Source organism: Hymenobacter nitidus (assembly GCF_020447315.1).
Lineage (GTDB): Bacteria > Bacteroidota > Bacteroidia > Cytophagales > Hymenobacteraceae > Hymenobacter > Hymenobacter nitidus.
In genome coordinates, this window is the sequence record NZ_JAJADQ010000007.1 from 234,319 (window position 1) to 258,804 (window position 24,486).

Genomic DNA, 24,486 nt, shown 5'->3' on the forward strand with positions numbered 1-24,486 from the left:
AAAAAATCTATTTATTTAAGCTGTCTTGGCGCTTTGTCCCCGACGGTTTTGCCCCGCCTAACGTTATGGAACCGGGCATTTCGCTCCACCTCTCCGCGTTTCCCACCACCAGTATCCCACTCTACAATGGAAGTCCGCCGCTCGTTTGATATTCTGACGCACCAACTTGCCACTGCCCCCAAAGCCGACGCCCTGGCGGCCAAAATCAATGGGGACTGGCAAAAAATCAGCACCCAGCAACTTGTTGAGCACGTAAATCAGGTCAGCCTGGGCCTGTTGCAGCTCGGCATTAAGAAAGATGATAAGGTCGCCATCATTTCGATGAACCGACCCGAGTGGATGTTTGCCGACTTCGGCATTGCCCAGATTGGCGCCACCAGCGTGCCGATGTACCCCAGCATCACGGTGGAGGACTACAAGTACATCTTCACCGATGCCGGTGTGAAAGCCGTATTCGTGGCCGACGACAAGCTCTACGAAAAGGTAAAGGCCGCCACCGCCGATTTGCCCGAGGTAAAGCACGTTTTCACCTTTGATAAGGTAGCCGGAGCCCGCCACTTCAGCGAGCTGCTGGAACTGGGCAAGCAAGGCGACGCCGCTACGCTTGAGCCCCTGAAAGCCGCCGTGCAGCCCGATGACCTGCTGACCCTGATTTACACGTCCGGCACCACCGGCAACCCCAAAGGCGTGATGCTCAGCCACGACAACATCCTGAGCAACTGCCGCAACTCCCAGCCCTTCGTGCCCGTCACCAAGGACGACAAAGCCTTGAGCTTTCTGCCGCTCTGTCACATCTTCGAGCGGATGGTAACCTACCTCTACATGATCAACAGCGTGAGTATCTACTACGCCGAGAGCATGGAGGTCATTGCCGACAACCTGCGCGAGGTGAAGCCTCAGATTTTCACCACCGTGCCCCGCCTGCTGGAGAAGGTCTATGACAAAATCGTGGCGAAAGGCCACACGCTGGAAGGCGTTAAGAAGAACCTGTTCTTCTGGGCCCTCGACCTGGGCCTGAAATACGACAACCAGAAAAACCACGGCTTTTTCTACAATACCCAGCTGGCCCTGGCCAACAAGCTTATTTTCAATAAGTGGCGCGAAGCCTTGGGCGGCAACCTCAAGTGCATCGTGAGCGGCGGCGGCGCCCTGCAGCCCCGCCTGGCCCGCGTGTTCTGGGCGGCCGGCATCCGGGTAATGGAAGGCTACGGCCTGACGGAAACCTCGCCGGTTATTGCCGTGGGCGGCTTCGAGCCCGAAAACAACATGATTGGCACCGTGGGCCCGCTCATCGACAACATGGAGGTGAAAATTGCCCCCGACGGTGAGATTCTGACTAAGTCGGCGTCCGTAATGAAGGGCTACTACAACAAGCCCGAGCTGACGGCTAAGGAAATCGACGCCGACGGCTGGTTCCACACCGGAGACATTGGCGAGTTTGTCAACGGCAAGTTTCTCAAAATCACGGACCGCAAAAAGGAGATGTTCAAGACTTCGGGCGGCAAGTACATTGCCCCGCAGGTTATCGAGGGCAAGCTCAAGGAGTCGCCGCTAATCGAGCAGGCCATGGTGGTGGGCGCCGACCAGAAATTCCCCGCCGCGCTGGTTATTCCGTCCTTCGACGACCTGAAGGGCTGGTGCAAGCGCAACGGCGTAGACTGCAACTGCTCCAACGAGGAACTCATTCGCAACGAAAAAGTCGTGCAGATGTACGACGAACTGGTGAAGAAGTACAACCAGAGCTTTGCCCAGTGGGAGCAGGTCAAGAAAATCGAGCTGCTGCCCAGCCAGTGGACGGTGGAAACCGGGGAAATGACACCCACCATGAAGGTAAAGCGCAAGATCATCACCGAGAACAACAAGGATATTATCGAGCGGATGTACCAGCAGGACGACCGGCGGTAAGTCTGCTGGCAACGCGGTAAAAGTGTTTGGGGCTGGTGCGCGGTTTCGCCCGAGAAACTGAGTGCCGGCCCAAACTTTTTTCTGTCTATTTAGTATGCAAGCATAACATATTCTTTGTATGTTTACCCGACTTCAGCACCCCCATGACACCGGAAGAAACCGTCGATTATAACATCAAAGTAGCCTGGCACGCCATTTCGCGCATGTATAATACGCAGGCCGCCAAGCACGACATCACCACCAGCATCGGCTTTGTCCTGCTCAATATAGACCAGGAAAGCGGTACTCCGGCTACCAAGATTGCGCCCTTGCTGGGCCTCGAAACCCGCAGCCTGACCCGCATCCTCCGCTCGATGGAGGAAAAGGGCCTGATCTACAAGCAAGCCGACACCCAGGACAAACGCTCGGTCCGCATTTTCCTGACCGAGGAAGGCCTGCGTAAAAAGGAAGTCTCGCGCCAGACGGTGCGGCATTTCAACCAGAAAGTGCGGGAGAAAATCCCCCAGGCTCAGCTCGACGTCATGTTTAAAGTCGTGGGCCAGATTACCGGCATGATTGAGGGCAAAACCCTGTTCGACGACTTTAAGCTGAAACCCCTGCGCTCCGAACCGGCGGCCTAGCGGCTCGGCCTCGAAGTGCTCTGCTTTCTGAGTACCAAACATTTGCAGTGCCTTCGCGTTTGGATAAGCTCGGCATGACGAGTAGTTTGACGCGAAGTTTCCTCTCTGAATCTTTCATTTCTCACCCACTCATTCCTTCCCGAATGAATCGTATTATCAAAAAAGTAGCCGTGCTCGGCTCCGGTGTGATGGGCTCGCGCATTGCGCTGCACTTCGCCAACATCGGCGTGCAGGTGTTATTGCTCGATATTGCTCCCAAGGAGCTGACTCCCGACGAGGAAAAGAAGGGCCTGAAGCTCGACGCGGCGGCGGTGAAAAACCGCATCGTGAATGCCTCGCTGCAGGCCGCTATTACGTCGAACCCCTCGCCGCTCTACCGCAAGGCCGACGTCTCGCGCATCAAGACCGGCAACTTCGACGATAACCTCAAGGATATTGCTACCTGCGACTGGACGATTGAGGTCGTGGTAGAGCGTCTGGATATCAAGAAGAGCCTGTTTGAGCGCATCGAGCAGTTCCGCAAGCCCGGCACGCTGATTACTTCGAATACCTCCGGTATTCCGATTCATTTGATGGCCGAAGGTCGCTCGGAAGACTTCCGCAAGCACTTCGCCGGCACGCACTTCTTCAACCCGCCCCGCTACCTGAAGCTGCTCGAAATCATCCCGACGCCCGAAACGGACCAGTCGGTAGTAGATTTCCTGATGCACTACGGCGACTTGTACCTGGGCAAAACCACAGTGCTGGCCAAGGATACGCCCGGCTTCATTGCCAACCGCGTGGGCGTATTCGCGATGCTCGACGTGATGCAGACCATGCAGCGCCTGGGCCTGACGGTGGAAGAAGTGGACAAGCTGACCGGCCCGGTTATCGGTCACGCGAAGTCGGCCACCCTGCGCACTTCGGACGTGGTGGGCCTGGACACGACCATCAACGTAACCAACGGCCTGGCCCAGGGCCTGCCCAACGACGAAGCCAAGGACGTGTTCGTGCTGCCCGACTTCGTGAAGAAAATGGGCGAGAACAAGTGGCTCGGCGACAAAACCGGCCAGGGCTTCTACAAGAAAGTGAAGGGCGCGGGCGGCAAGTCCGAAATCCACGCCCTGGATTTGAACACGCTGGAGTACAAACCCAGCCAGAAAGTGAAGTTTGCTTCGCTGGAAGCCACCAAGGCCATCGACAAGGTCGCCGACCGATTTAAGGTGCTGGTGGCCGGCAAAGACAAAGCCGCCGACTTCTACCGGCAGAGCTTCGGCAGTTTGTTTGCCTACGTCTCGAACCGGATTCCAGAAATCACCGACCAGCTCTACAAGATTGACGACGCGCTGCGCGCCGGCTTCGGCTGGGAGCTGGGTCCGTTCGAAACCTGGGACGCCCTGGGCGTGCAGAAAGGTTTGGAACTGGCGCAGGCCCACGGCAAGACCGTAGCCCCCTGGATTGAAGAAATGCTGGCCGCTGGCAACACCACCTTCTACCAGGTGAATGAGCAGGGTGTAAAGCAGTTCTACGACCTGGAGTCGAAGTCCTACCAGGCCATTCCCGGCGTGGAGAACTTCATCATCCTCGACAACCTGCGCGCCACGGGCAAAGTCCTGTGGAAAAACGCCGGTGCTTCGGTTATCGACCTCGGCGACGGTATCCTGAACGTGGAATTCCACTCCAAGATGAACACCCTGGGCTCTGATGTTATTCAGGGCCTGATGAAGGGCGTGGACATGGCTGAGCAAGGCTACCGCGGCCTGGTGGTCGGCAACGACGCACCCAACTTCTCGGCCGGTGCCAACCTGGGCCTGGTGTACATGTACGCCTTGGACCAGGAGTATGACGAGATTAACATGATGATTGCCCAGTTCCAGAATGCCATGATGCGCATGCGCTACAGCAGCATTCCGGTGGTGGGTACGCCCCACGGCCTAGCTCTGGGCGGCGGCTGCGAGCTGAACCTGCACGCCGATAAAGTAGTAGCCGCCGCCGAAACCTACATGGGTCTGGTAGAATTCGGTGTGGGCCTGATTCCGGCCGGGGGCGGTACCAAGGAAATGACCCTGCGCACGGCCGCCAAGTATGAGGAAGGGGAGCCCGAGTTCAACCTGCTCCGCAACGCCTTCGTGACCATCAGCACCGCCAAGGTGTCGACCTCGGCAGCTGAGGCTTTCGACCTGGGCTTCCTGCGCCGCGGCGACGAAGTGGTAGTGAATAACAACCGCCTCATTGCCCAGGCCAAAGCCGAGGCCATTGCCCTGGCCGATGCCGGCTACACCCAGCCCGTGCAGAAATCCGACATCAAAGTACACGGCCGCGGGGCGCTGGGCATGTTCCTAACCGGTGTGCACGCCATGCGCGTAGGCAACTACATTTCCGACCACGATGTGAAAATTGCCAACAAGCTGGCCTACGTCATGACTGGTGGGGATTTGTCGTCGCCGACCAACGTGAGCGAGCAGTACCTGCTGGATCTGGAGCGCGAAGCCTTCCTGAGCCTGACCGGCGAGCGGAAAACGCTGGAGCGTATCCAGAGCATCCTGACCACCGGCAAGCCGCTACGGAACTAGTAATTGTTCTTTAGCTATTCGGCAAAAGCAACATGGGCACTAATAAGCACCGAGGCGGCAAGGATTACATAGACATGTATCCAAAACTGCGGAAGTGGATTCAGCAGTGTCGTTTCTGCCAAATAGAAGGCTATAACCCTGAGATGCCAGACGTTATTGGGAACGGTTCATTTGCTTCCCATAACATCAGGAGTATGTTTCCTCCATTGGCTCTTGACACAGAAGGAGTATGTGAGCAATGCCGCTTTGCAGTAACAAACCAAAGCTGAGCTACTCATCATAACAATCGGGTTTGCAAATCCCACTTTTAAAGACTTCACTACAATGAACGCATATATCGTAGCCGGTTACCGCACTGCCGTTGGCAAAGCCACCCGTGGCGGTTTCCGCTTCACCCGTCCCGACGACCTGGCCGCGGACGTCATCAAACACCTCGTGGCCTCCGTGCCCGCCCTGGACCCCACGCGCATCGACGACGTGATTGTAGGCAATGCCGTGCCGGAAGCTGAGCAGGGCCTGCAGATGGGCCGCCTGATTTCCTTGCTGGCTTTGCCCATGAACGTGTCGGGACTCATCGTGAACCGCTACTGCGGCTCGGGCGTGGAAACCATTGCCATGGCTGCTGGTAAAATTGCCGCCGGCATGGCCGACTGCATCGTGGCCGGTGGTACCGAAAGCATGAGCATGGTGCCCACCGTGGGCTGGAAAACGGTTCCGAACTATAACCTCTCCAAAAAGCACCCCGACTACTACCTGGGTATGGGCCTGACCGCTGAGGCCGTAGCTAACGACTACAAAATTTCGCGCGAAGACCAGGACGTTTTCTCCTACAACTCCCACCAGAAGGCCATTAAGGCCATTGAGGCCGGCAAGTTCAAGGAGCAGATTGTGCCCATTACGGTCGAGGAAACCTACATCGACCAGGCTTCGGGCAAGAAGAAAACCCGCTCGTACGTGGTGGATACCGACGAAGGCCCCCGCGCTGACACGTCGGTAGAGGCCTTGGCCAAGCTGCGGCCGGTATTTGCCGCCAATGGCACCGTCACGGCTGGCAATTCGTCCCAGACCTCCGACGGCGCGGCTTTCGTTATCGTGATGTCGGAGCGCATGGTGAAGGAGCTGAATCTGGAGCCCATTGCCCGCATGGTAACCTACGCCACCGAAGGCATTGATCCGCGCATCATGGGTATGGGCCCGATCAAGGCTGTGCCGAAGGCGCTGAAGCAAGCCGGTATGAAGCTCGAGGATATTGACCTGTTTGAACTGAACGAGGCCTTTGCATCCCAGTCTATTGCCGTGGTGCGGGAGCTGGGCATCGACGAAAGCAAGCTGAACGTGAACGGCGGCGCTATTGCCCTGGGTCACCCGCTGGGCTGCTCGGGCGCCAAGCTCAGCATCCAGCTGTTTCACGAACTGCGGGCCCGCGGCCAGAAGTACGGTATGGTAACCGCCTGCGTGGGCGGCGGCCAGGGCGTAGCCGGCATTTATGAGCTGCTGAAGTAACTCTCACGCTTCGACTCGGGCCGGGGGCTGGCCGGAAAGCGTGGCAGCGCTTCTCCACTGGAATACTCAGGCCGCGCCCGGCCCAAGTCGAAGTTCTTTTGTTAGCTTAGGTCATGAAAAAGCGCCTGCGTAAGAAAACTCACCGCCAGGAATTCAAGGAATTCAGCTGGAACGTGTCGTACCGGTTGAAAGAGGATAAGCCCGACGCTTACCTGGATTTCTCCGACACGCTGCTCGAACAGATCGAAACCTTCGAGCTGATTATCGGCGGAGCCCTCGACGATTTTGCCGCTACGCCGGTGAAGCGGCTGACGGAGGAGCAGGCCCGGGAAAAGCGCGACCAGCTCCAGCAGTGGCTGACGGCCCAGCCCGAAGTAGCCGAGGCTACCAGCTCGGAACTGACCGATGCCTACTACGGCCCGTTTCGCGACCAATAAACTGATTATAGAAGCCTCAGGACCATGGGGCTTCTTTTTTCGGGCAAAGTACTCGGCAAGCATAACATAATTTCGTATATTTCGGTACGAATGTATTCGGCCTGCTTTGCGTTATAAATAGTAGGCAAGCCGAGTACTTAGCCTTTGACTTTCGACTTTAAAATTCCTTCACCCAACCTCTCACCCTGGCCATGGAAGTATCCAACAAGCTTGTAAAAGGCGGCGAGTTCATCATCAAAGAAACTGACGCCCAAGACGTATTCACCCCCGCCGAATTCTCGGAGGAGCAGAACATGATGCACCAGACTGCGCTGGACTTCGTGGATAAAGAAGTGCAGCCCCTGCTGGAACGCCTCGACAACCACGAGGAGGGCCTGATGCGCGGCCTGATGGAAAAAGCTGGCGAGCTGGGCCTGTTCGGCGTGAGCATCCCCGAGCAGTACGGCGGCCTGGACATGGACTTCCCGACCTCGCTGCGCGTGACGGAAGGCGTGGGTGGCGGCCACTCATTCCCGGTGGCCTTTGCGGCCCACACCGGTATTGCCATGTTGCCCATTCTGTACTTCGGCAACGATGAGCAGAAAGCCAAGTACCTGCCCGGCCTGACCAACGGTGAGCTGATGGGTGCCTACTGCCTCACCGAGCCCGGCTCGGGCTCGGATGCACTGGGCGCCAAGACCAAAGCCATCCTGACCGAAGACGGCGAGCATTACGTGCTGAACGGGCAGAAGATGTGGATTACCAACGCTGGCTTTGCCGACGTATTCGTGGTGTTTGCCCAGGTGGATGGTGACAAGTTCACTGGCTTCATCGTGGAGAAAAACACGCCCGGCCTGAGCCTCGGCAACGAAGAGCACAAGATGGGTATCCGGGGTTCTTCGACCCGCCAGGTGTTCCTGTCGGATGCGAAGGTGCCGAAGTCGGCCGTGCTGGGCGAGATTGGCAAAGGCCACCTGATTGCCTTTAACATTCTGAATATTGGCCGCATCAAGCTGGCTGCTGCTTGCTTGGGCGCTACCAAAATGGCTTCGACGCTGAGTGTGAAGTATGCCAACGAGCGGGTGCAGTTCAAAATGCCGATCAGCAAGTTTGGCGCTATCAAGCACAAGCTGGCCCAGCAGGCCGTGCGGATTTACGCCGTGGAATCGGCCATCTACCGTGCCGGCATGGACATTGCCCGCATGGAGCAGGAATTGCTGGCCAAAGGTCAGAGCCACAACGAAGCACTGTTGGGCGCCGCCCGCGAGTTTGCCGTGGAGTGCGCCATTTTGAAAGTAGAAGGCTCGGAAGTGCTGGACTATGTGGTGGACGAAGGCGTGCAGGTATATGGCGGCTACGGCTTCTCGGCCGACTACCCCATGGACCGCGCCTATCGGGATTCGCGCATCAACCGCATCTTCGAGGGCACGAACGAAATCAACCGCATGCTGGCCGTTGACATGATCCTGAAGAAGGCCATGAAAGGCGAGCTGGACCTAATGGGCCCCGCCCAGGCTGTGCAGCAGGAGCTGATGGCTATTCCGGATTTCAACACGGAAGAAGAAACCGGCCTGTTTGCCGCCGAGAAGAAGACCATTGCCAAGCTGAAGAAGGCTATTCTGATGGTGGCTGGTACGGCCGTGCAGAAGTACATGAACTCGCTCGCCAAAGAGCAGGAAGTACTGATGAACATTGCCGACATGGCCATCAAGGTGTATACCGCCGAAAGCACCATTCTGCGCGTGGAGAAAGAAGCCGGCGTGAAGGGCGAAGAAGCCCTGGCCCAGCAGATCGACATTGCTCGCGTGTACCTCTACGACACGGTGGACCTGGTCAACAAATTCGGTAAGGATGCCATTGCTACCATGACCGAAGGCGACGAGCAGAAGCTGCTGGCCATGGGCCTGAAGCGCTTCACCAAAGCGGACCTGTACAACGCCAAAGAAGCCCGTCGTCGCATTGCCGATCAGCTGATTGCGGCCAACGAGTACAGCTTCTAGAAAGCAATAATTGGTTTGGTTAGATAAAAAAAGCCGCTCCTAAGCTAGGAGCGGCTTTTTTGTGCCTCATAATCAGTGTTACCAGTGTTACTCCGTCCGCACGAACTGGCGCGTGACAGTAAAGTCAGTGCCTTGCGCGCGCAGGGTGTAGCTACCGGGACGCAGGGTCTGCAAAGGAAGCTGCACGGCGCCGCCTACCAGCCGGGCTGCTGCCTGCGCCAGTACTTCACGGCCCAGCACGTCGAATACCTGGAGCTTGAACGATTGGCTTTCGGCTATGCCGGCCAGGCGCAGGGTGATGCTCTGGGCCGCCGGGTTGGGGAAGAGCTGCACCTGGGCGTCCGAAAGCCGGCCGCGCGTGCCCAGCAGGGCAGTAGTAGTCAGCCGAACCACGGTGAAGCGCTTGGCGGCGCCGTCCGTCTGCGTACCCACGAGCAGGGCTTTGCCATCGGGCTGCAGAATCATGTCGGCTACCTGCAGGCCCGGCAAGGCAATAACGCTGGGCAGCGTCACCTGCCGCCCGTTACCGGAAACCTGAACCACGTTGAAGGTACCAGCATCGGTCAGGACGCCGTAGGTGATGTCGCCGCCGGGCAGTACGTGCAGGCCGCTCAGGGCTTGCCCATTGGTAGCAGCTACGCCCGAGAAGTTGGTAGTAGCCAGGCCCCGCCGACCAAAGGCGAGGTCTAGTGTACCGTTGGCAGTGTAGCGGGCAATGCTGACGGAGTCGACTCGTTGCTGGGCGCCTACGCCACGCACTTTGAGGGAGCCAACAAGAATCTTTCCGTCGGGCAGCAGCGCCATTTTTTTCCATTCCAGTCCGCTGCCGCCGTTAGCCGCCGTCAGAATAGCCAGTCCGTCGGTGCCAAAAGTTGCGTCGGGCTGGCCCGTGTTGGTGTAGCGCACCAGGGCAGGACCTTGGGGACCGGTGTAATTCTGGTTGGACACGAAATGTGCGCCGGCCGTAATCAGCCGGCCAGTTGCATCAACTGCCGAAGCCGAAACCGTCTTATCGAAGATTGGATTGCTGGAGTTTGGTCCGGCCGACGGATACGTCCAGGTATAGGTATTATCAGCGGCCCCATTGGTTTCCAGGCGGTATAGTGGGCTGGAGACCGAGCCAGTCAGGCCCATCTGCCGGCCAATGCTCAGCAGCTTGCCGTCGGCTTGCTGCTTCAGACCAGTCACGGAGGACCCCAGGCTACCTTCACTGTTGTATGGAATTACCTTACCGTCCCCATCAAATGAGGTATCGAGGACACCGGAGGGCAAATAGCGGGCATAACCCCGGTAGCTGGGGCCCGAGGAGCGTACCAGGCCCGCGGCTACCAGTTTACCATCGGCCTGCAACAGCAGCGTTGTAGCTTGGGCATATTGAATGGTAATGGTGGGCGAAGCACCAAGCGGGGGCGCAAACGTCGTGTTGGCAGTTCCGGCGGTACCAAAAGTGGCATCGGGCAGACCTGTGGCGGTGAGCCGCGCCACGCCAAAAGAATCATTGTTTTGGCCTGCCACAACGATTTTGCCATCAGGCTGTAGCACGAGGCTGGTGGCAACATCGGTAGCTGCGGCTGCCGGGAAGGCAATGGTGGCTTTGCCGGCCGTACCAAATCCGGGGTCCAGGGAGTATACCTGCCCGTAAGAAACCGTGTTAATCAGGCCCAGAAGCAAGGTGCTGGCCGCAGGAGTAAGAATGCGCATAGGTAATTAGAATAAGAGAGTGACTTGTATGGCCCCGTACTACGTGGCATCAGGCCGGAAAGATATAAAGGCACACCTAGGAAAAATAATAATTATTTGCCTAGATGTGCCAATAAGTTGTTTGGTAAGAGCAAGCGCCTTACCCCGTAGTAGCTAATAAGCCCATCTGCTGGGCCTGTGCTGCCAACAAGGCCAGGAATAAATCCTGCTCGGGCGTGGCATTGCTGGAAGTGGTAGGACGCAATTCCGGGAATTGCCGAGCCAGCAACTGGAGCTTGGCTGCTGCCTGGCTGCTGGACCAGCGGAAACCGGCAGCATACTCCAGCCGGCTTTCCAGCAGGCGTTGGGCCTGTAGTAGCCGGAAGCTTTCCTCCGGCAGCGTGCCTACCGGCGTAAGCCGGGACAAGTCAGATGGGCGAGGAGTTGGGGCCTCATCGGCCAGCAGGTACAGGCTTAGCATCTATTTGCTGATAATCTTGTTCAGCTGCAGAGCCGCCGACTTCTTGCTGGGACGACTCACACCGATAATGGTTTTGGCATCGAGCCAGCCGGTGAAGTCTTTCACGTAGGCCAGGTTTTGGTCACTGGCTACGCTCAGCCCCAGGCCTTTGGCGGGTGTTACTACCCCGGTTTGGGCATTCACGCGCCGCACGTACAGATCAGACTTGCCCTTGATTTTCTCCTGGGTCAGAATCTGGATTTCCGGACCGAATACCGCGGCGCGGAACCCGATACCGGTGAACGACTCGGCCGGCGACGCTACCTGATCTTTGGCAATAATCGTGTGCCATGTCGGGCTCTGAAACTCGTTGTAGCCAAACACGTGCAGCTCCCGGGCGTGTACCGGCGACTCGTCGCCGCCTTCCTCAAACTTCTTCTCGGCAATAACAACTAGCTGCTTCTCCGCGGTCAGCAGCAACTCCGCGAGGTACACGTCTTCGAGGCGCTTGGCGCTGGTCTGGCCGGCTTTGTTTACTTCGGCCAGGTATTCAGGCGTGAAGCGGAATTCGGGGGCAAACTTCATGTCGCCTTCTCCCGCGAAGTCAAACTTGACCACTTTGAGGCTGTAGTACTGACCACTTTCCCGCTCGGTGCAGATGGCGGCGGCATACAGCGTATTATCGGGCTGCAGGCCAAACTTGGCGTCGAACACCGTCACGGCCTTGCCGCCGAAGCTGCCGCCCACGGCCACCGACATGATTTTGGTTTCGGGCTTGTCGTTGAGGTAGCGGCGTACGGTGAGCTTCTTCATCTGGTCGCTGATGAGGGCTACGTACTGGGCGCCGTCGTTGCCGATGTGCACGGTAGGGGAGAAGAAGTCGCCCACGTCGTGGAAGTCGTAGGTGCGGTCTTTAAGTTTGGTGAGCTTCTGGTCGTACACCGTGGCGCTGATGGCCCGGATCTGCACGTCGCGGGTGAGGTAGCGGAAAGCCACCAGCTTCGAGCCGTCGGGGGAAATGGCCACGCCGGGGCGCCGGTCGCGCGCCGAGGCGTCAATCAGCTTCTTCGGCGCGGCCTTCTGCCCATTGCGCAGGTCGACGAGTACGGCCGAAAGGTTCTGGCTGGCATTGTCTTTTTGGTGAATTACCACGAAAGCCTGTTCCGAGCCGCGGCCAAACGCCTCCACGCTTTCTCCCTCGGCCACCGGCACGGGTGTGGTCCACAATTGCTTCAGTTCGGCATCGTAGCGCTCCACGGCATACTGCGTGGCCGACTTATGGGCCAGAATGACAAAACCGCCGCTGGCTACGGGTAGCATTTTGCGCGTTACCCGCTGATTGTAACGGTCTTCTGTGCTTTCGGGGAGGTAGCTGAACGGTACGGATTTTACCTTTTGGGCCAAGGCTCCTGCGGGCTCCGCCAGCAGACCGGCCAGCAGCGCACAAATCGGAAGAAGAAATTTAAAGCGCACGTAAAAAGGTAGTTAGGTTGAAAAAAGTGCAAACAACAAAAAAATGTACTCTCCAAAGGTATCCATCTCTGGCCGCCGCCCGTAAAGGCCACGCTCCCCGATGGCAACCGGCCTGAGGTATCACGATTTGTTCATGCTATCATAACGTTTCGATAGCCCAAACTAAGGGTATTCGTGCGTTACTTTGCCAAAAGTAACGACTGGTACTACGCACTTAGCTCGAGAGGAAGTATTGTAGATTTTGAATACAATGGTCTTCTCATCTGAACAGCTCGAATACTTTGCCTGGTTGTTGGCCTCGTGTAGATCGTACACGACTGATGATCAAAATTTTGTTTTTTCGCTGTAAATCCAGCTTCTGGCCCAAACTTTGTGACGGCCGCGCAGCTTGTTATTAAGTACCCTGACCTATGAAGTTTTTACTAAAATTCGTTCTGCTTTTCGCCCTGATTGTAGTTGGTAAGTTGGCTAAAGGCCCTGCTGCTCCAGTTGCGGCGGCCAAGGTAGAGCCCCAGCAAACGCCCGTGCGGGCCGCATCCTTCTTTACCCGACAGGTAAGGTTAGAGAATGTCTCACATGGCGGCGGCAGCCGATTGTGGCAGGCCACGGCCCCCACTACTACTTCTCGTTCCGCAGAAGCATTCGAATAAACCGGCAGGCGACTTTATTTAAGTCGCCTTTTTTATGCGCAAACGTTTCGGTAGCCTGCCCGGGGGCTAGCTGATTCGGCTCCAGTTGACGGCCGTGGGGGGTAAGGACTCGATGTGGCGGCGAATGTTCTGGTTTTGTGGCAGGCTCAGGCCGGGGTCTTCCATGAGCAGCTGCTGGGCCGCCGCCCTCGATTCGGTCAGGATGCGGCCATCCTTGGCCAGGTCCGCAATCAGTAGATCCAGCACGCCGCTTTGCTGGGTGCCCATCAGGTCGCCGGGGCCGCGCAGCTTCAGGTCGATGTCGGCAATTTCGAAGCCGTTATTGGTTCGTACCATTGTCTCGATGCGCGTGCGGCTGTCTTTGCTGAGCTTGTAGCCCGTCATCAGGATGCAGTAGCTCTGGTCGGCGCCCCGGCCCACGCGGCCCCGCAGCTGGTGCAGCTGTGAGAGGCCAAACCGCTCGGCACTTTCGATGACCATTACCGAGGCATTCGGCACGTTTACGCCCACTTCAATAACGGTGGTAGCCACCATAATCTGGGTTTCGCGCTTCACGAAGCGCTGCATCTCGTAGTCTTTCTCCTCAGCCTTCATGCGGCCGTGCACAATGCTGATTTCAAACTCCGGGAAGGCCCGCGCCACGCTCTCGTAGCCGTCGGTGAGGTCTTTATAGTCCAGCGTTTCCGACTCTTCAATCAGCGGGTACACGATATAGACCTGCCGTCCCAGGTTGATCTGGTCGCGGATAAACTGGAATACCTTCAGCCGGTTAGCGTCGTAGCGGTGCACGGTCACAATGGGCTTGCGGCCGGCGGGCAACTCATCAATAACGGATACATCCAGGTCGCCATACAGCGTCATGGCCAAGGTACGCGGTATGGGTGTGGCCGTCATGACCAGCACGTGCGGAATTACGTGCGGGTTTTTCTGCCACAGCTTCGAGCGTTGGGCCACGCCAAAGCGGTGCTGCTCATCCATAATCGTCAGGCCCAGGTTGCGAAACTGCACCACGTCTTCCAGCAGCGCATGCGTGCCGACCAGCATGTGCATGGTGCCGTCGCGCAGCTGCTCGTGCAGCACGCGCCGCTCCGAGGTGCGGGTGCTGCCCGTGAGCTTGCCCAGCTTGATGCCCAGCTGGTCGGCGTAGGCTTTCAGGCCCACGTAGTGCTGGTCGGCCAGGATTTCGGTGGGCGCCATCAGGCAGCTCTGCGCCCCGTTGTCGGCGGCCATGAGCATGGAGATGAAAGCTACAATGGTTTTGCCCGAGCCCACGTCGCCCTGCAGCAGGCGGTTCATCTGCTTGCCGGCGCAGAAATCCTTGTAAATGTCGTGGATTACCCGCTTCTGGGCACCGGTCAGATCGAAGGTGAGGTGGTTTTTGTAGAAGTCGACCAGCGTGGGTACTTCCTTGAAAATCTGGCCCGCCAGGGTCACTTTGCGCTGGTCGCGCTGGCGCAGCAGCTTGAGCTGCACGTAAAACAGCTCCTCAAATTTGAGCCGGAACCGGGCCGCCTGCAGCAGTTCGGTGCTCTGCGGAAAGTGAATCTGCTGGTAGGCTTCGGCCTTGCCCATCAGGTTGTAGTGCCGAATCAGATCGGGCGACAAGGACTCCTGCACGTGGGGCAGCGCGATTTTGAGCAGGTCGCTCGTCATTCGCGCAATGGCCTTACTATCGATGCGGTGGTAGTTCTTGAGCTTCTCGGTGGTATTGTACACCGGCTGCAGGTAGCTCTGCCCGGCTTTGGCCTCGGTTACCTCTTCCAGGTCGGGGTGCGCCATCTGGGGCCGGCCGTTGAACACGGTCGGCTTGCCAAAGACGATGTACTCCTGGTGGTTCTTAATCACCTTTTCCAGGTAATTCACGCCCTTGAACCACACCAGGTCCAGCTCGGCGCTGCCATCCGAAACCTTAGCGACGATACGCTTCTTGGGCCCCTCGCCGATAACCTCACGGTTGCGCAATACGCCTTTCACCTGCACGTAAGGAAGGTCCTCGTGCAGGTCAACAATCTGGTAAAACTGCGTCCGGTCGAGGTAGCGGAAGGGGTAGCGCTGAATCAGGTCGCCGTAGGTGAAGATGTTCAGCTCCTTCTGCAGCAGCGTGGCCCGCTGGGTACCCACGCCCCGCAGGCTCTCGATTTTGGTATTGAAAAAGCTACTCATGCAAAAGCTGCCGGCTTGATAAGGCGTCTGTGCCTGCGCGAACAGGCGGCCAGTAAGCTAGCGGAATTTCAGGGTGTTGAGCATATGGACCACGTCCTTCTTCACGTAGTCGATAACCGGCGCCAGCGAGTCGTTGGCCGTAGCCGTGCGGAAATACAGGGCGCCGCGGAAGAAGTGCGTGGTGCTGTCGGTGGTATAAAACTGAAACTGGCTGGGTACCTCTCCCGACAGCTCAAAAACCGCTGCCCGTAGTCCACTAGGCGTTTTTATCACGCTCTCATCAATAGCGGAAGCCTTAATCTGGTGCTTGGCCGTGAGCTTGCGCGCATCTTCCAGCAGCTTGTTAAAGTACTTCCTGTCGTGGTTGATGGGCATGTAAGTAATCTGCACGTTGGCCTGCAGTTTGGGATAATAAATATTGATCCAATGCGGCTGAGCCAGATACGACGAGTCGCGCAGCACTTTTGCCTGCCGGGAATACTCAAACGTATAGGGGCGCCCAGCGGCCAACTGCTGGTAGCTGGCCACCGGCAGGTCGATGCGGTTGTAGCCTTTGGGCTTGGGCGTATAATCGGCGGGTGATGAGCAACTGCTCAGCAGCAGGCCAATGGCCAGAACGGCGCTCAGACCGCGCGAAAGTGAGAATATGGGCATTAGGGCAATGCGGGTTGACTACTCAAAGGTAACCAGAATCAGGTAGGCAGCCAGTGGCAGCAAGAGGGATGAAAAAAGCAGCCTTCCGGACTGCTGTAGCTGAACGCAAAAAGCCCCGGCAATGTGCCAGGGCTTTACACAGCAAGGAAAAGACCTTAAAAAGGCAATTGGTCGATTTCGGGTTCCTGCCGGAAGGTTTGGGCTTCTGCCGGATGTTCGTTACCCTGCTGACCGTTGCTGGCCTGAGTGTCGTTCTGCGGGCGGCCACCCAGCATGGAAATCTCATCGGCCACTATTTCGGTGATGTAGCGCGTCTGGTTGTCCTTGTCCTGGTACTGGCGGGTGCGCAGCTTACCCTCGACATAGATCTGCTGCCCCTTTTTGAGGTACTTCTCGGCCATTTCGGCTAAGCCGCGCCAGGCCGTAATATTATGCCATTCGGTCCGCTCCACACGGTTGCCGGATTTGTCTTTGTAGTAGTCATTGGTAGCTAGTGTGAAGTGCGCTACGCTTGAGCCACCTTCCAAATGACGAACCTCAGGGTCTTTACCCAGATTGCCTACCAGAATTACTTTGTTGATGCCAGCCATTGCTTGGTTGTTAAGTAGTTGAACGTTGTCGATAAAATATATTTACCTCTTATAAAAATAGCTAATGCTGATTATATAACCAAATATTTTAGCTTTTATTTCCATGATTTGTCAATATAATTAGCAATTAGTACCGGCTTTGGCAAGTCGTGCGCTTCCTCGGGAGTGAATGGTGCCAAGCCAGAGGCTGCCAAGGCCTCGGGCGGAAGCGGCTGCGCCAGCCAGACCACGTGAAAACGGGCCTCCACTTTCTGGTGACTAAGCACGTGGCGCAGAGCCAAAACCGGCTCCTCGGCCCTGTCTGTAGCCATCTGCCCGCCCAGCCTGGATACAGCACCAACCAAGTCAACGGCCGGCAACTCGGCGGCGTCATTTTCCTCCAGCGCGAAATCGTACAAACCTTGCCAGATATCCTTGGCAGCACGTTTCTTCAAATACAGCGTGTCGCCGTGGCGCAATACTATGTAATGGAGGTAACGGGTGCGGCTGGCTTTGGCTTTGCTCTTCACGGGCAGTTCCTGCACCATACCGTGCTGAAAGGCATAGCACTGGCTTTGCAAGGGGCAAAACAGGCAGTCCGGCTTTAGGGGCGTGCACTGAATGGCGCCAAACTCCATAATAGCCTGGTTGAACTCATCAGGAGCGGCGGCGGGTATCAGCGTGTCGGCTAGGGCCTGAAACTCCTTGCGGGTAGCCGGCACCGCTATATCGGATGCAATGCCGAACACGCGGGCCAAGACCCGATACACGTTGCCATCCAGCACGGCCACTTTTTCACCGAAGGCAAAGGAAGCAATGGCCGCCGCCGTGTACTGGCCCACGCCGCGGAGTCTGAGTAATTCGGTATAGGTAGTAGGAAAAACTCCCTGATACTCCCGGACAACCTGCTGGGCCGTGTGGTGCATGTTGCGGGCCCGGGAATAATAGCCCAGCCCCTGCCAATGGCGCAGCACCTCATCCTCGGGAGCAGCCGCCAGGTCGTGCACCGTGGGGTAAGTCGAGATGAAGTCGAGGTAGTAGGGCAGGCCCTGCTTCACGCGGGTTTGTTGCAGAATAACTTCCGAAAGCCAAATGACATACGGGTTGCGGGTATGGCGCCAGGGCAGGTCGCGGCGGTGCCGCGGGTACCATTCCAAGAGTGCCTGGGCAAAATAGGGATGGGCAGGAGCAAGAACGGAAAGATGCAAATGTTTGATATATAGATGTTTGAAGAAGAAATGGGACGCTAAGTGGATTGCGGAAAAAGTATTGCAAAACCAAAAAAGCAGACTACCTTTGTGGCCCGAATTCTCAAGCGAAAAGCCTACCGGGCAAGGGCTTACGTTTTGATTCGGGAGTTTTTGCCCAGCATACATTTTTCACACCTTAGTACACATACCAGCGTGACTAAAGCAGAAGTAATCGCCGAAATCGCCGACAAGACCGGCATTGAGAAGACCGACGTATCGGCTACCGTTGAAGCATTTTTCAAAGTGGTAAAGGATTCGATGGCCGACGGCAACAACATTTACGTGCGTGGCTTTGGCAGCTTCGTAAACAAAAAGCGGGCAAAGAAAGTCGCTCGTAACATCTCTAAAAACACTTCGATCATCATCGACGAGCACTTCATCCCGAGCTTCAAGCCCTCGAAGACGTTCATCGGTAAGATCAAAAACAGCAAGAAGATCAAAGAGACGGCTCAGGCCTAATTTTCTTTCTTCGTAACATTGCCGGCCGAGCCGCCGGGGATTCCAAGTTTGGGAGCCCGGCGGCCTGCTTTTTCCTCATGGCTTCACGTCCTTCCTCGCATCAGCTCCTTATTTTGGCCGTCGCCCTCGCGCTGGTGGCCGGTCTGTTTCTGCTGCCGAAGGGAATTGTGAAACCCAAGGAGGGTAAAAAGGAGCTGAACCAGCAGGATGCGGCCCGCACGGCCAACCGTGACAACGGCGCAGCAACTCCCTCTACGTCATCCGTAGAAGGCGGCGCACCCGCCGGTGCTACCCCAGAGCAGCCGCACATGGCGGTAGCTCCGGAGCAGCGCCGCGAAATTGGAGCCTTGCTGGCTAAGTATTCGGCGGAGCGCGACCCCGCTGCCAAGCTGCGGTTGGCCTCGGATCTGGCGGATAAGTACCGGGCCGTTGAGAAATTCGACAGCGCCGGCTACTATTTCGAGCAGATTGCTATGGCCCGCCCCGGCGAGCAGACCCTGCAGCGCGCCGCTGATGCCTACTACGAAGCCTTCAGCTTTGCTACGACAGAAGAGCGCGCCAAGCTGCTAGGTGCCAAAACCAAGGAGCTCTATGAGCGGGTGTTGAAAAACAATCCCGATAACCTCAAGGCGAAAACCAACCTGGGTATGGCCCTGATGGCCAGCGATAATCCGGTGGCGGGCGTAACTCTGTTGCGCGAAGTGCTGGCCGCTGACCCCAAAAACGAAGAGGCTATCTATAACCTGGGTATTCTCTCGTTGCGGAGCAATCAGAACGACAAAGCAGTGGAGCGGTTCCGGGAGTTGACGGTGGTAAATCCGGAAAACGCCAACGGGCAGTTCTACTTGGGCGTATCTTTGGCCCTGACCGGTGCCAAGGAAGATGCCCGCAAGGCCTTTACCAAGGCCAAAAGCTTGAGCACGGACCCCGGCTTCACGGCCTCGGTGGACGAGCAATTGCAGAAATTGAATTAAGTTTTTTTACAACCCTAACCTCATCAACATGCCCTGCGGTAAAAAGAGAAAGCGTCATAAGATTGCCACTCACAAGCGGAAGAAGCGTCTGCGCAAGAACCGTCACAAGAAGAAGTAAGCCCTGTTCGGGTTTGCTGGCGGCCGGTTAAACGCTTTAACCTTAGGCCGTCTATCTCTCACGTAGAGTATCTCGAGAGTGGCTAAAAGTTCGCTTTTCCCGTGGCTAAAAAGGGAAGCTGGTGCCTTGCGCACTGGCTTCCCTTTGACGGTTTCGGGGGATAGGGCTGGGGCTGGTTTCGGTGCTCTCTTAACTTATCTGACCCATTGAGTAACGAATTAGTCATTAATTCTACTCAGGAAGGAGAACGGATTGCCCTGCTCCAGGATAAGCGGCTCATTGAATACCACTTTGACCGCAACGACACCAACTATTCCGTTGGTGACATCTTCCTGGGCACGGTCAAGAAAGTTATGCCCGGTCTGAACGCCGCGTTCATTGACATTGGGTATCAAAAAGACGCGTTTCTGCACTACGGCGACCTGGGGGAGAACTTTCCTTCGCTGCTAAAGTGGAGCAGAGGCGTACAATCGCAGAAAATTACCGTCGGGGCGCTCAAGAACTTCCAGTTCGAAGGGCAGCTCGACAAAGTCGGCAAGGCCGCCGACGTTTTTAAGAAGGGCCAGCAGCTGCTGGTTCAGATTGTGAAGGAGCCGATTTCCACCAAGGGGCCGCGCTTGTCTATGGATATTTCCATGGCGGGCCGCTACTTAGTGCTGGTTCCTTTTTCGAATACGATTAGCGTATCCAAGAAAATCGTCAGCAAGACGGAGCGGGAGCGGCTCAAGCGGCTCATTGCCTCTATCAAGCCCGACAATTTTGGCGTGATTATCCGCACCGTGGCCGAAGGCCGGGAGGTGGCTGAGCTCGACCGGGATATGCAGAGCATGACGGCCAACTGGGAACAGCTCTTCACTGCCTTGCGCACGGCCAAGCCGAACGACAAGGTGCTGGGTGAGCTGGGCCGCACCAGCTCGATGATTCGCGACATGCTCAACGAAAGCTTCGACTCCATTACCGTGGATTCGGCGCCGATGTATGAGGAGATGCGCAGTTACCTCCAGAAAATTGCCCCCGACCGGCTCGGCCTGCTCAAGCTTCACACCGGCAAGGTGAAAGTGTTTGAGCACGTCGGGATTGAAAAGCAGCTTAAGACCCTGTTTGGCAAAACCGTAACGGTACCGGGCGGCGGCTACTTGGTGATTGAACACACCGAGGCCCTGCACGTTATCGATGTCAACTCGGGCAACAAGAGCAACCAGGAAAGTGACCAGGAGGCTACGGCTCTCATGATCAACATGCTGGCGGCTAAGGAGGTAGCCCGGCAGCTGCGTCTGCGCGACATGGGCGGCATTATCGTCGTCGATTTTATCGACATGAAGAGTGCCGATAGTCGCAAAAAGGTGGAGGATGCCGTGAAGGACATCATGAAGAACGACAAAGCGCGCTTCACGATTCTGCCTATTACCAAGTTCGGGCTGCTGCAGATTACGCGGCAGCGCGTGCGCCCCGCCGAGAACATCGTGACCGGTGAAGTGTGCCCCACTTGTGGCGGCACGGGCAAGATTTCGGCCTCTATCCTCGTAACGGACGAAATCGACAACAGCATTGAGGACCTGCTGGTTACCCAAAACCAGTCGGGCATCACGCTGTACGTGCACCCCTTCCTGCACGCTTATTACACCAAGGGATTGGTGTCGAAGCAGATGAAGTGGTATTTGAAGTATTATAAGTGGGTGAAGATCATGAAGGACACTTCATTGGGCCTCACCGACTACCGCATCGAGGATGAGCGGGGCGAGGAAATCGAATTGCATTCCCCCGCCGCCGCCATGAGCCGCCTCCAGGACCGGGAGGTGGAAGAAATTACTGATTGACGGTTTTTCTGCGAAAACCTTCCTGATAAGAAGAAAGCCCTTGCTACTCGGAATGAGCGGCAAGGGCTTTTTCGTGTGGTAAGCTGGTCTCTAGAACTTCAGTCCTAAGTCCAGGGCAATTTCGTTGTTCTTGAGGTTAACGTCCTTAAAGCCCCGGTCTTTGTCAAAATACTTGTCGATGTTGAGCAGGCCGCGGTGGTAGGAAAGGCCGCCAAACACTTTGGTGCTCTGGCCCAGCTGGTATTCGACGCCAGCGCCAAGCAGGGCGGAGGCATCGGGCACGATGAAGTGCTTGGAAGCTTCGGTTTCTTTGCCCGTGGCATCATCGGTGTAGCGCTTCTCCCCGTTGATGCGGTTGGCAATGGTGCCACCCAGAGTACCGCCCAGCTGGAAATACAGCTTGGTATCAGTGGCAATATCGTTGGTGAACAGCTTGACAGTAATTGGCACTTCCAGGTACTGCAGGCCGATTTTCTGCTCTTTGGTAACCATTGTGGTGCTGCCCGGGGCACTCATATCCAGGTAAGAAATAGTACCGCCCTTTCCGGTAAGCCAGACGCCGGTGCTGAAGGCGTAGTTTTGGCCGAAGAAATAGTCGACCACCAGACCGCCGCCCAGCGTTACTTTGCTTTTTTCGTTCTGGAATCTATATCCTGTGGGGCCATCGGCGCGCAGGAACGCAATGGAAGGAGACAGTTTCAGGCCGATTTCAACCTGAGCCGAAGCAGTGCCAGCCGATGCACCCAATACCAACGCTGCGAGAAGCAATTTTTTCATGAGAATAGGAAAAGAGTCAGGCTTTAGACGAAAGACAGCCATGCGGCGTTTCGTTTTGGCTATTTTCGCCCTAAAGATAGAAGCGTGACTTACATTCCTGCCTACCTCCGCCGTTTACTGTTCTGTTTTCTGGGTGCCGGCCTGGCGCTCGGCGGCTGCACGTCCAACGAAACCTGCTCGGCCGACCCGGAAGTGGCCAAAGTGCCCGTGACGGTGCGACTGGAGCGGCTGGAGCAGCCGTTCTTTCGGATAAAGAACGTGGCCGAGGCCAAGCAGTTTCTGCGGCAGCAACCAGCGTTTACCACCTATTTTCTGGGGCGCAAGCAATTCCCTTCCGAAGACGTGCTGGCCAAGCAGCTGGTTGGGCTAGCCACTGAGCCGGGACTGCGCAAGCTGGGTCAGGACTCGGAAGCGGCATTCAGGGATACCAACGCCCTGCAGAACCAGCTCGAGCAACTGTTTCAGCACGTGCGCTACTACTTCCCGAAGTTTCCGGTGCCGCCGGTCAAGACGTTTGTGAGCGGGCTAAGTCAGGATTTGTTCGTCAATGACAGTCTGATGGTGCTGAGTATCGACTTCTTTGCCGGCGCCAAGGCCAGCTACCGGCCCAACGTGCCCGATTATATCCTGCGCCGCTACGAGCCAGCTTATTTGGTACCCACCGCGGCCCTGGCTATTTCGAGCAAGTACAACCAGAAGAAGCTGACCGACCAGACCATGCTCAGCGAAATGGTGCAGTTTGGGAAGTCGCTGTATTTCGCCGAAAAGGTGTTGCCCTGCACCGCCGATACGCTGCTGATTGGCTTCACGGACAAGGAGCTGGCGAATCTGCAGTTCAACGAGGGCAAGGTGTGGGCGCACTTTATCGAGAAGAAGCTGCTCTATAACACCAGCCCGTTCACGATTCAGAAGTATATCGGGGAGCGGCCCAACGTGCCCGAAATCGACAAAAGCTGCCCTGGTCGGGTAGGTGCCTGGGTGGGCTGGCAGATTGTGCGCAAGTATATGGCCGAGCACCCCAACGTGACGCTGGCCCAGCTGATGGCCCAGAAAGACCCCCAGCGCATCCTGAACGAGTCGCGCTACCGGCCAAAGAGAAAGTAGTCCGGGCTGTTGCAGGGGAATATCAATTGGGTGACCCAGGGTATGGCTCCACAATGCACACTTTAACGCTTGCCAATCCTTATTCACTTCTGCCGTGCACATTGCCGTTTTCAGCCAGTATCACACCAATCCTGACTGCCCGGCAACAAGTCGTCACTATTCCCTGCTGGCGCACCTGGCGAAGGCCCACCGCGTTACGCTCATTACTACCCGCACCTGGGAAGCACAGCGCCTGACCCGGCAGTACCCCTGGCTGCCGGAAGGAGTGGAAATGCGGGCCGCCGAAGTACCCTACGAGAATAAGATGGGCGTGGCCCGGCGGGTGTTGTCGTTTGGGCAATATGCCGCTTACGCCGTGCGGGAAGGCCTGCGCCTAGAGCAGCCCGACGTTATCTGGGGCATATCCACACCACTGACAGCCGCCTGGGCCGCCGCACAGGTGGCCCGGCGGCGCCGTATTCCCTGGGTTTTTGAGGTGCAGGATCTGTGGCCGTCTTTTCCGATTGCCATGGGCGCCGTGCCCACCCGCTGGGCCCGAAACCGGCTGTTTGCGCTGGAGAAAAGCTTGTACCAAAGTGCCAGCCACATCCTGCCGCTCTCACCGGATATGACGCGCTACGTCGAAGAGCAAGGCATTGCCAGCCGCAAAATCACCACGGTGCTCAACGGTACGGACCTGGATTTGGCTGCTTTGGCCACTCCGGAAGCCGTGGCTACACTGCGGGCTGAATACGGGCTGACCGGCAAGCAGATTGTTCTCTATGCCGGCACTTTCGGCCGGGCCAATGATATTCCCACGCTGGTAGCGGCCGCCGAGCAACTGGTGCTGCGCCAGCCGGACGTGGTATGGCTATTCATGGGCCTGGGCTTTCATGAGCCCCTGGTGCGGGCCGCCGCCGCGCGTTGTGCCGGTATTCGCCTCATTGCGCCCCAGCCGCGCCACGCTGTTTTCGCCTGGTTTAAGCTGGCCGATATATCCGTGGTTTCCTTTCTGGACCTCCCGGTGCTGGACGCTAATTCACCCGCCAAGTTCTACGACAGCCTGTCTGTTGGTACGCCCGTGGTAGTCACTAACCGGGGCTGGACCAAAGAGCTGGTAGAGCAGCAAAGCTGTGGCTGGTATGCGCCAGCAGGCAATGCAGCGATTTTGCGGGAGCTGCTGGCAGAAGTACTGAGCCAGCCAGAGAAGCTAGCGCAGGCTGGACAGAAAGGCCAACTCGTCGCTATTGCCCAGTTCGATCGACTGCAGATAGCTACCACTATCCAGGAAATCCTAGAAACGGTTACTCTTAAAACCTGAGAGAACTGCTTTTATACTAAGTTGTACTGTTAGGCCAGAATA

19 protein-coding genes are annotated in these 24,486 nt (G+C 56.9%); 11 read left to right on the top strand and 8 right to left on the bottom strand.

The genetic code is table 11. From position 1 onward, the window contains the following. Positions 1 to 126: 126 nt before the first annotated feature. The 6 genes from LGH70_RS14700 (at position 127) to LGH70_RS14725 (ending at position 8,996) form a co-directional block, all read left to right on the top strand. Complete coding sequence (locus LGH70_RS14700; protein ID WP_226187029.1) at positions 127 to 1,905, top strand: AMP-dependent synthetase/ligase; 1,779 nt, start codon at positions 127 to 129, stop codon at positions 1,903 to 1,905. Positions 1,906 to 2,048: 143 nt separating this feature from the next. Beyond that, positions 2,049 to 2,525 (top strand): MarR family winged helix-turn-helix transcriptional regulator, encoded by a 477-nt coding sequence (locus LGH70_RS14705; RefSeq protein ID WP_226187031.1) that lies wholly within the window; start codon positions 2,049 to 2,051, stop codon positions 2,523 to 2,525. A 143-nt stretch (positions 2,526 to 2,668) separates the two neighbouring features. Continuing rightward, positions 2,669 to 5,077 carry a 3-hydroxyacyl-CoA dehydrogenase/enoyl-CoA hydratase family protein gene (locus LGH70_RS14710; RefSeq protein WP_226187033.1) on the top strand — a complete coding sequence of 803 codons (2,409 nt, stop codon included), beginning with the start codon at positions 2,669 to 2,671 and terminating at the stop codon, positions 5,075 to 5,077. Positions 5,078 to 5,401: 324 nt separating this feature from the next. Next, on the top strand, positions 5,402 to 6,580 hold the full coding sequence (locus LGH70_RS14715; protein ID WP_226187035.1) for an acetyl-CoA C-acyltransferase: 1,179 nt from the start codon (positions 5,402 to 5,404) through the stop codon (positions 6,578 to 6,580). 113 nt (positions 6,581 to 6,693) lie between these two features. Then, positions 6,694 to 7,017, top strand: a complete 324-nt coding sequence (locus LGH70_RS14720; RefSeq protein WP_226187037.1) for a 50S ribosome-binding protein YggL — start codon at positions 6,694 to 6,696, stop codon at positions 7,015 to 7,017. Positions 7,018 to 7,208: 191 nt separating this feature from the next. Beyond that, a complete protein-coding gene (locus LGH70_RS14725; RefSeq protein ID WP_226187039.1) occupies positions 7,209 to 8,996 on the top strand; it encodes an acyl-CoA dehydrogenase FadE in 1,788 nt (595 codons plus the stop codon). An 87-nt stretch (positions 8,997 to 9,083) separates the two neighbouring features. Here LGH70_RS14725 and LGH70_RS14730 read toward each other — a convergent pair whose 3' ends face one another. The 7 genes from LGH70_RS14730 to mutY all read right to left on the bottom strand — a co-directional run bounded on the left by LGH70_RS14730 (position 9,084) and on the right by mutY (position 17,802). Continuing rightward, positions 9,084 to 10,697 (bottom strand): T9SS type A sorting domain-containing protein, encoded by a 1,614-nt coding sequence (locus LGH70_RS14730; RefSeq protein WP_226187041.1) that lies wholly within the window; start codon positions 10,695 to 10,697, stop codon positions 9,084 to 9,086. 139 nt (positions 10,698 to 10,836) lie between these two features. Next, positions 10,837 to 11,157 (bottom strand): hypothetical protein, encoded by a 321-nt coding sequence (locus LGH70_RS14735; RefSeq protein ID WP_226187044.1) that lies wholly within the window; start codon positions 11,155 to 11,157, stop codon positions 10,837 to 10,839. Further along, a complete protein-coding gene (locus tag LGH70_RS14740) occupies positions 11,158 to 12,609 on the bottom strand; it encodes a hypothetical protein (protein WP_226187046.1) in 1,452 nt (483 codons plus the stop codon). A 716-nt stretch (positions 12,610 to 13,325) separates the two neighbouring features. After that, on the bottom strand, positions 13,326 to 15,422 hold the full coding sequence (recG, locus tag LGH70_RS14745) for an ATP-dependent DNA helicase RecG (protein ID WP_226187047.1): 2,097 nt from the start codon (positions 15,420 to 15,422) through the stop codon (positions 13,326 to 13,328). Between the two features lie 57 nt (positions 15,423 to 15,479). Next, positions 15,480 to 16,076: a gliding motility lipoprotein GldD gene (gene gldD / locus LGH70_RS14750; protein ID WP_226187050.1), complete on the bottom strand. Its 597-nt coding sequence runs from the start codon at positions 16,074 to 16,076 to the stop codon at positions 15,480 to 15,482. A gap of 155 nt (positions 16,077 to 16,231) precedes the next feature. Beyond that, the gene (locus tag LGH70_RS14755; protein ID WP_226187053.1) at positions 16,232 to 16,666 is read right to left on the bottom strand and encodes a single-stranded DNA-binding protein; all 435 of its coding nucleotides are present in this window, start codon (positions 16,664 to 16,666) and stop codon (positions 16,232 to 16,234) included. A 95-nt stretch (positions 16,667 to 16,761) separates the two neighbouring features. Further along, the gene (gene mutY / locus LGH70_RS14760; RefSeq protein WP_431357425.1) at positions 16,762 to 17,802 is read right to left on the bottom strand and encodes an A/G-specific adenine glycosylase; all 1,041 of its coding nucleotides are present in this window, start codon (positions 17,800 to 17,802) and stop codon (positions 16,762 to 16,764) included. Positions 17,803 to 18,048: 246 nt separating this feature from the next. Here mutY and LGH70_RS14765 point away from each other — a divergent pair, with 246 nt between their 5' ends. From LGH70_RS14765 to LGH70_RS14775, 3 genes are all read left to right on the top strand, one after another. Next, the gene (locus LGH70_RS14765) at positions 18,049 to 18,354 is read left to right on the top strand and encodes an HU family DNA-binding protein (protein WP_100338688.1); all 306 of its coding nucleotides are present in this window, start codon (positions 18,049 to 18,051) and stop codon (positions 18,352 to 18,354) included. A 77-nt stretch (positions 18,355 to 18,431) separates the two neighbouring features. After that, complete coding sequence (locus LGH70_RS14770; protein WP_226187059.1) at positions 18,432 to 19,328, top strand: tetratricopeptide repeat protein; 897 nt, start codon at positions 18,432 to 18,434, stop codon at positions 19,326 to 19,328. A gap of 324 nt (positions 19,329 to 19,652) precedes the next feature. Then, positions 19,653 to 21,263: an Rne/Rng family ribonuclease gene (locus LGH70_RS14775; protein WP_226187062.1), complete on the top strand. Its 1,611-nt coding sequence runs from the start codon at positions 19,653 to 19,655 to the stop codon at positions 21,261 to 21,263. A gap of 90 nt (positions 21,264 to 21,353) precedes the next feature. On the opposite strand, the gene LGH70_RS14780 is transcribed toward LGH70_RS14775, so the two are convergent. Next, complete coding sequence (locus tag LGH70_RS14780; protein WP_226187065.1) at positions 21,354 to 22,040, bottom strand: porin family protein; 687 nt, start codon at positions 22,038 to 22,040, stop codon at positions 21,354 to 21,356. 84 nt (positions 22,041 to 22,124) lie between these two features. Here LGH70_RS14780 and gldB point away from each other — a divergent pair, with 84 nt between their 5' ends. Continuing rightward, entirely contained in the window at positions 22,125 to 23,144 is a 1,020-nt protein-coding gene (gene gldB, locus LGH70_RS14785; protein ID WP_226187067.1) for a gliding motility lipoprotein GldB, read from the top strand. Positions 23,145 to 23,238: 94 nt separating this feature from the next. Then, positions 23,239 to 24,444: a glycosyltransferase family 4 protein gene (locus tag LGH70_RS14790; protein WP_226187068.1), complete on the top strand. Its 1,206-nt coding sequence runs from the start codon at positions 23,239 to 23,241 to the stop codon at positions 24,442 to 24,444. Positions 24,445 to 24,486 lie beyond the last annotated feature (42 nt).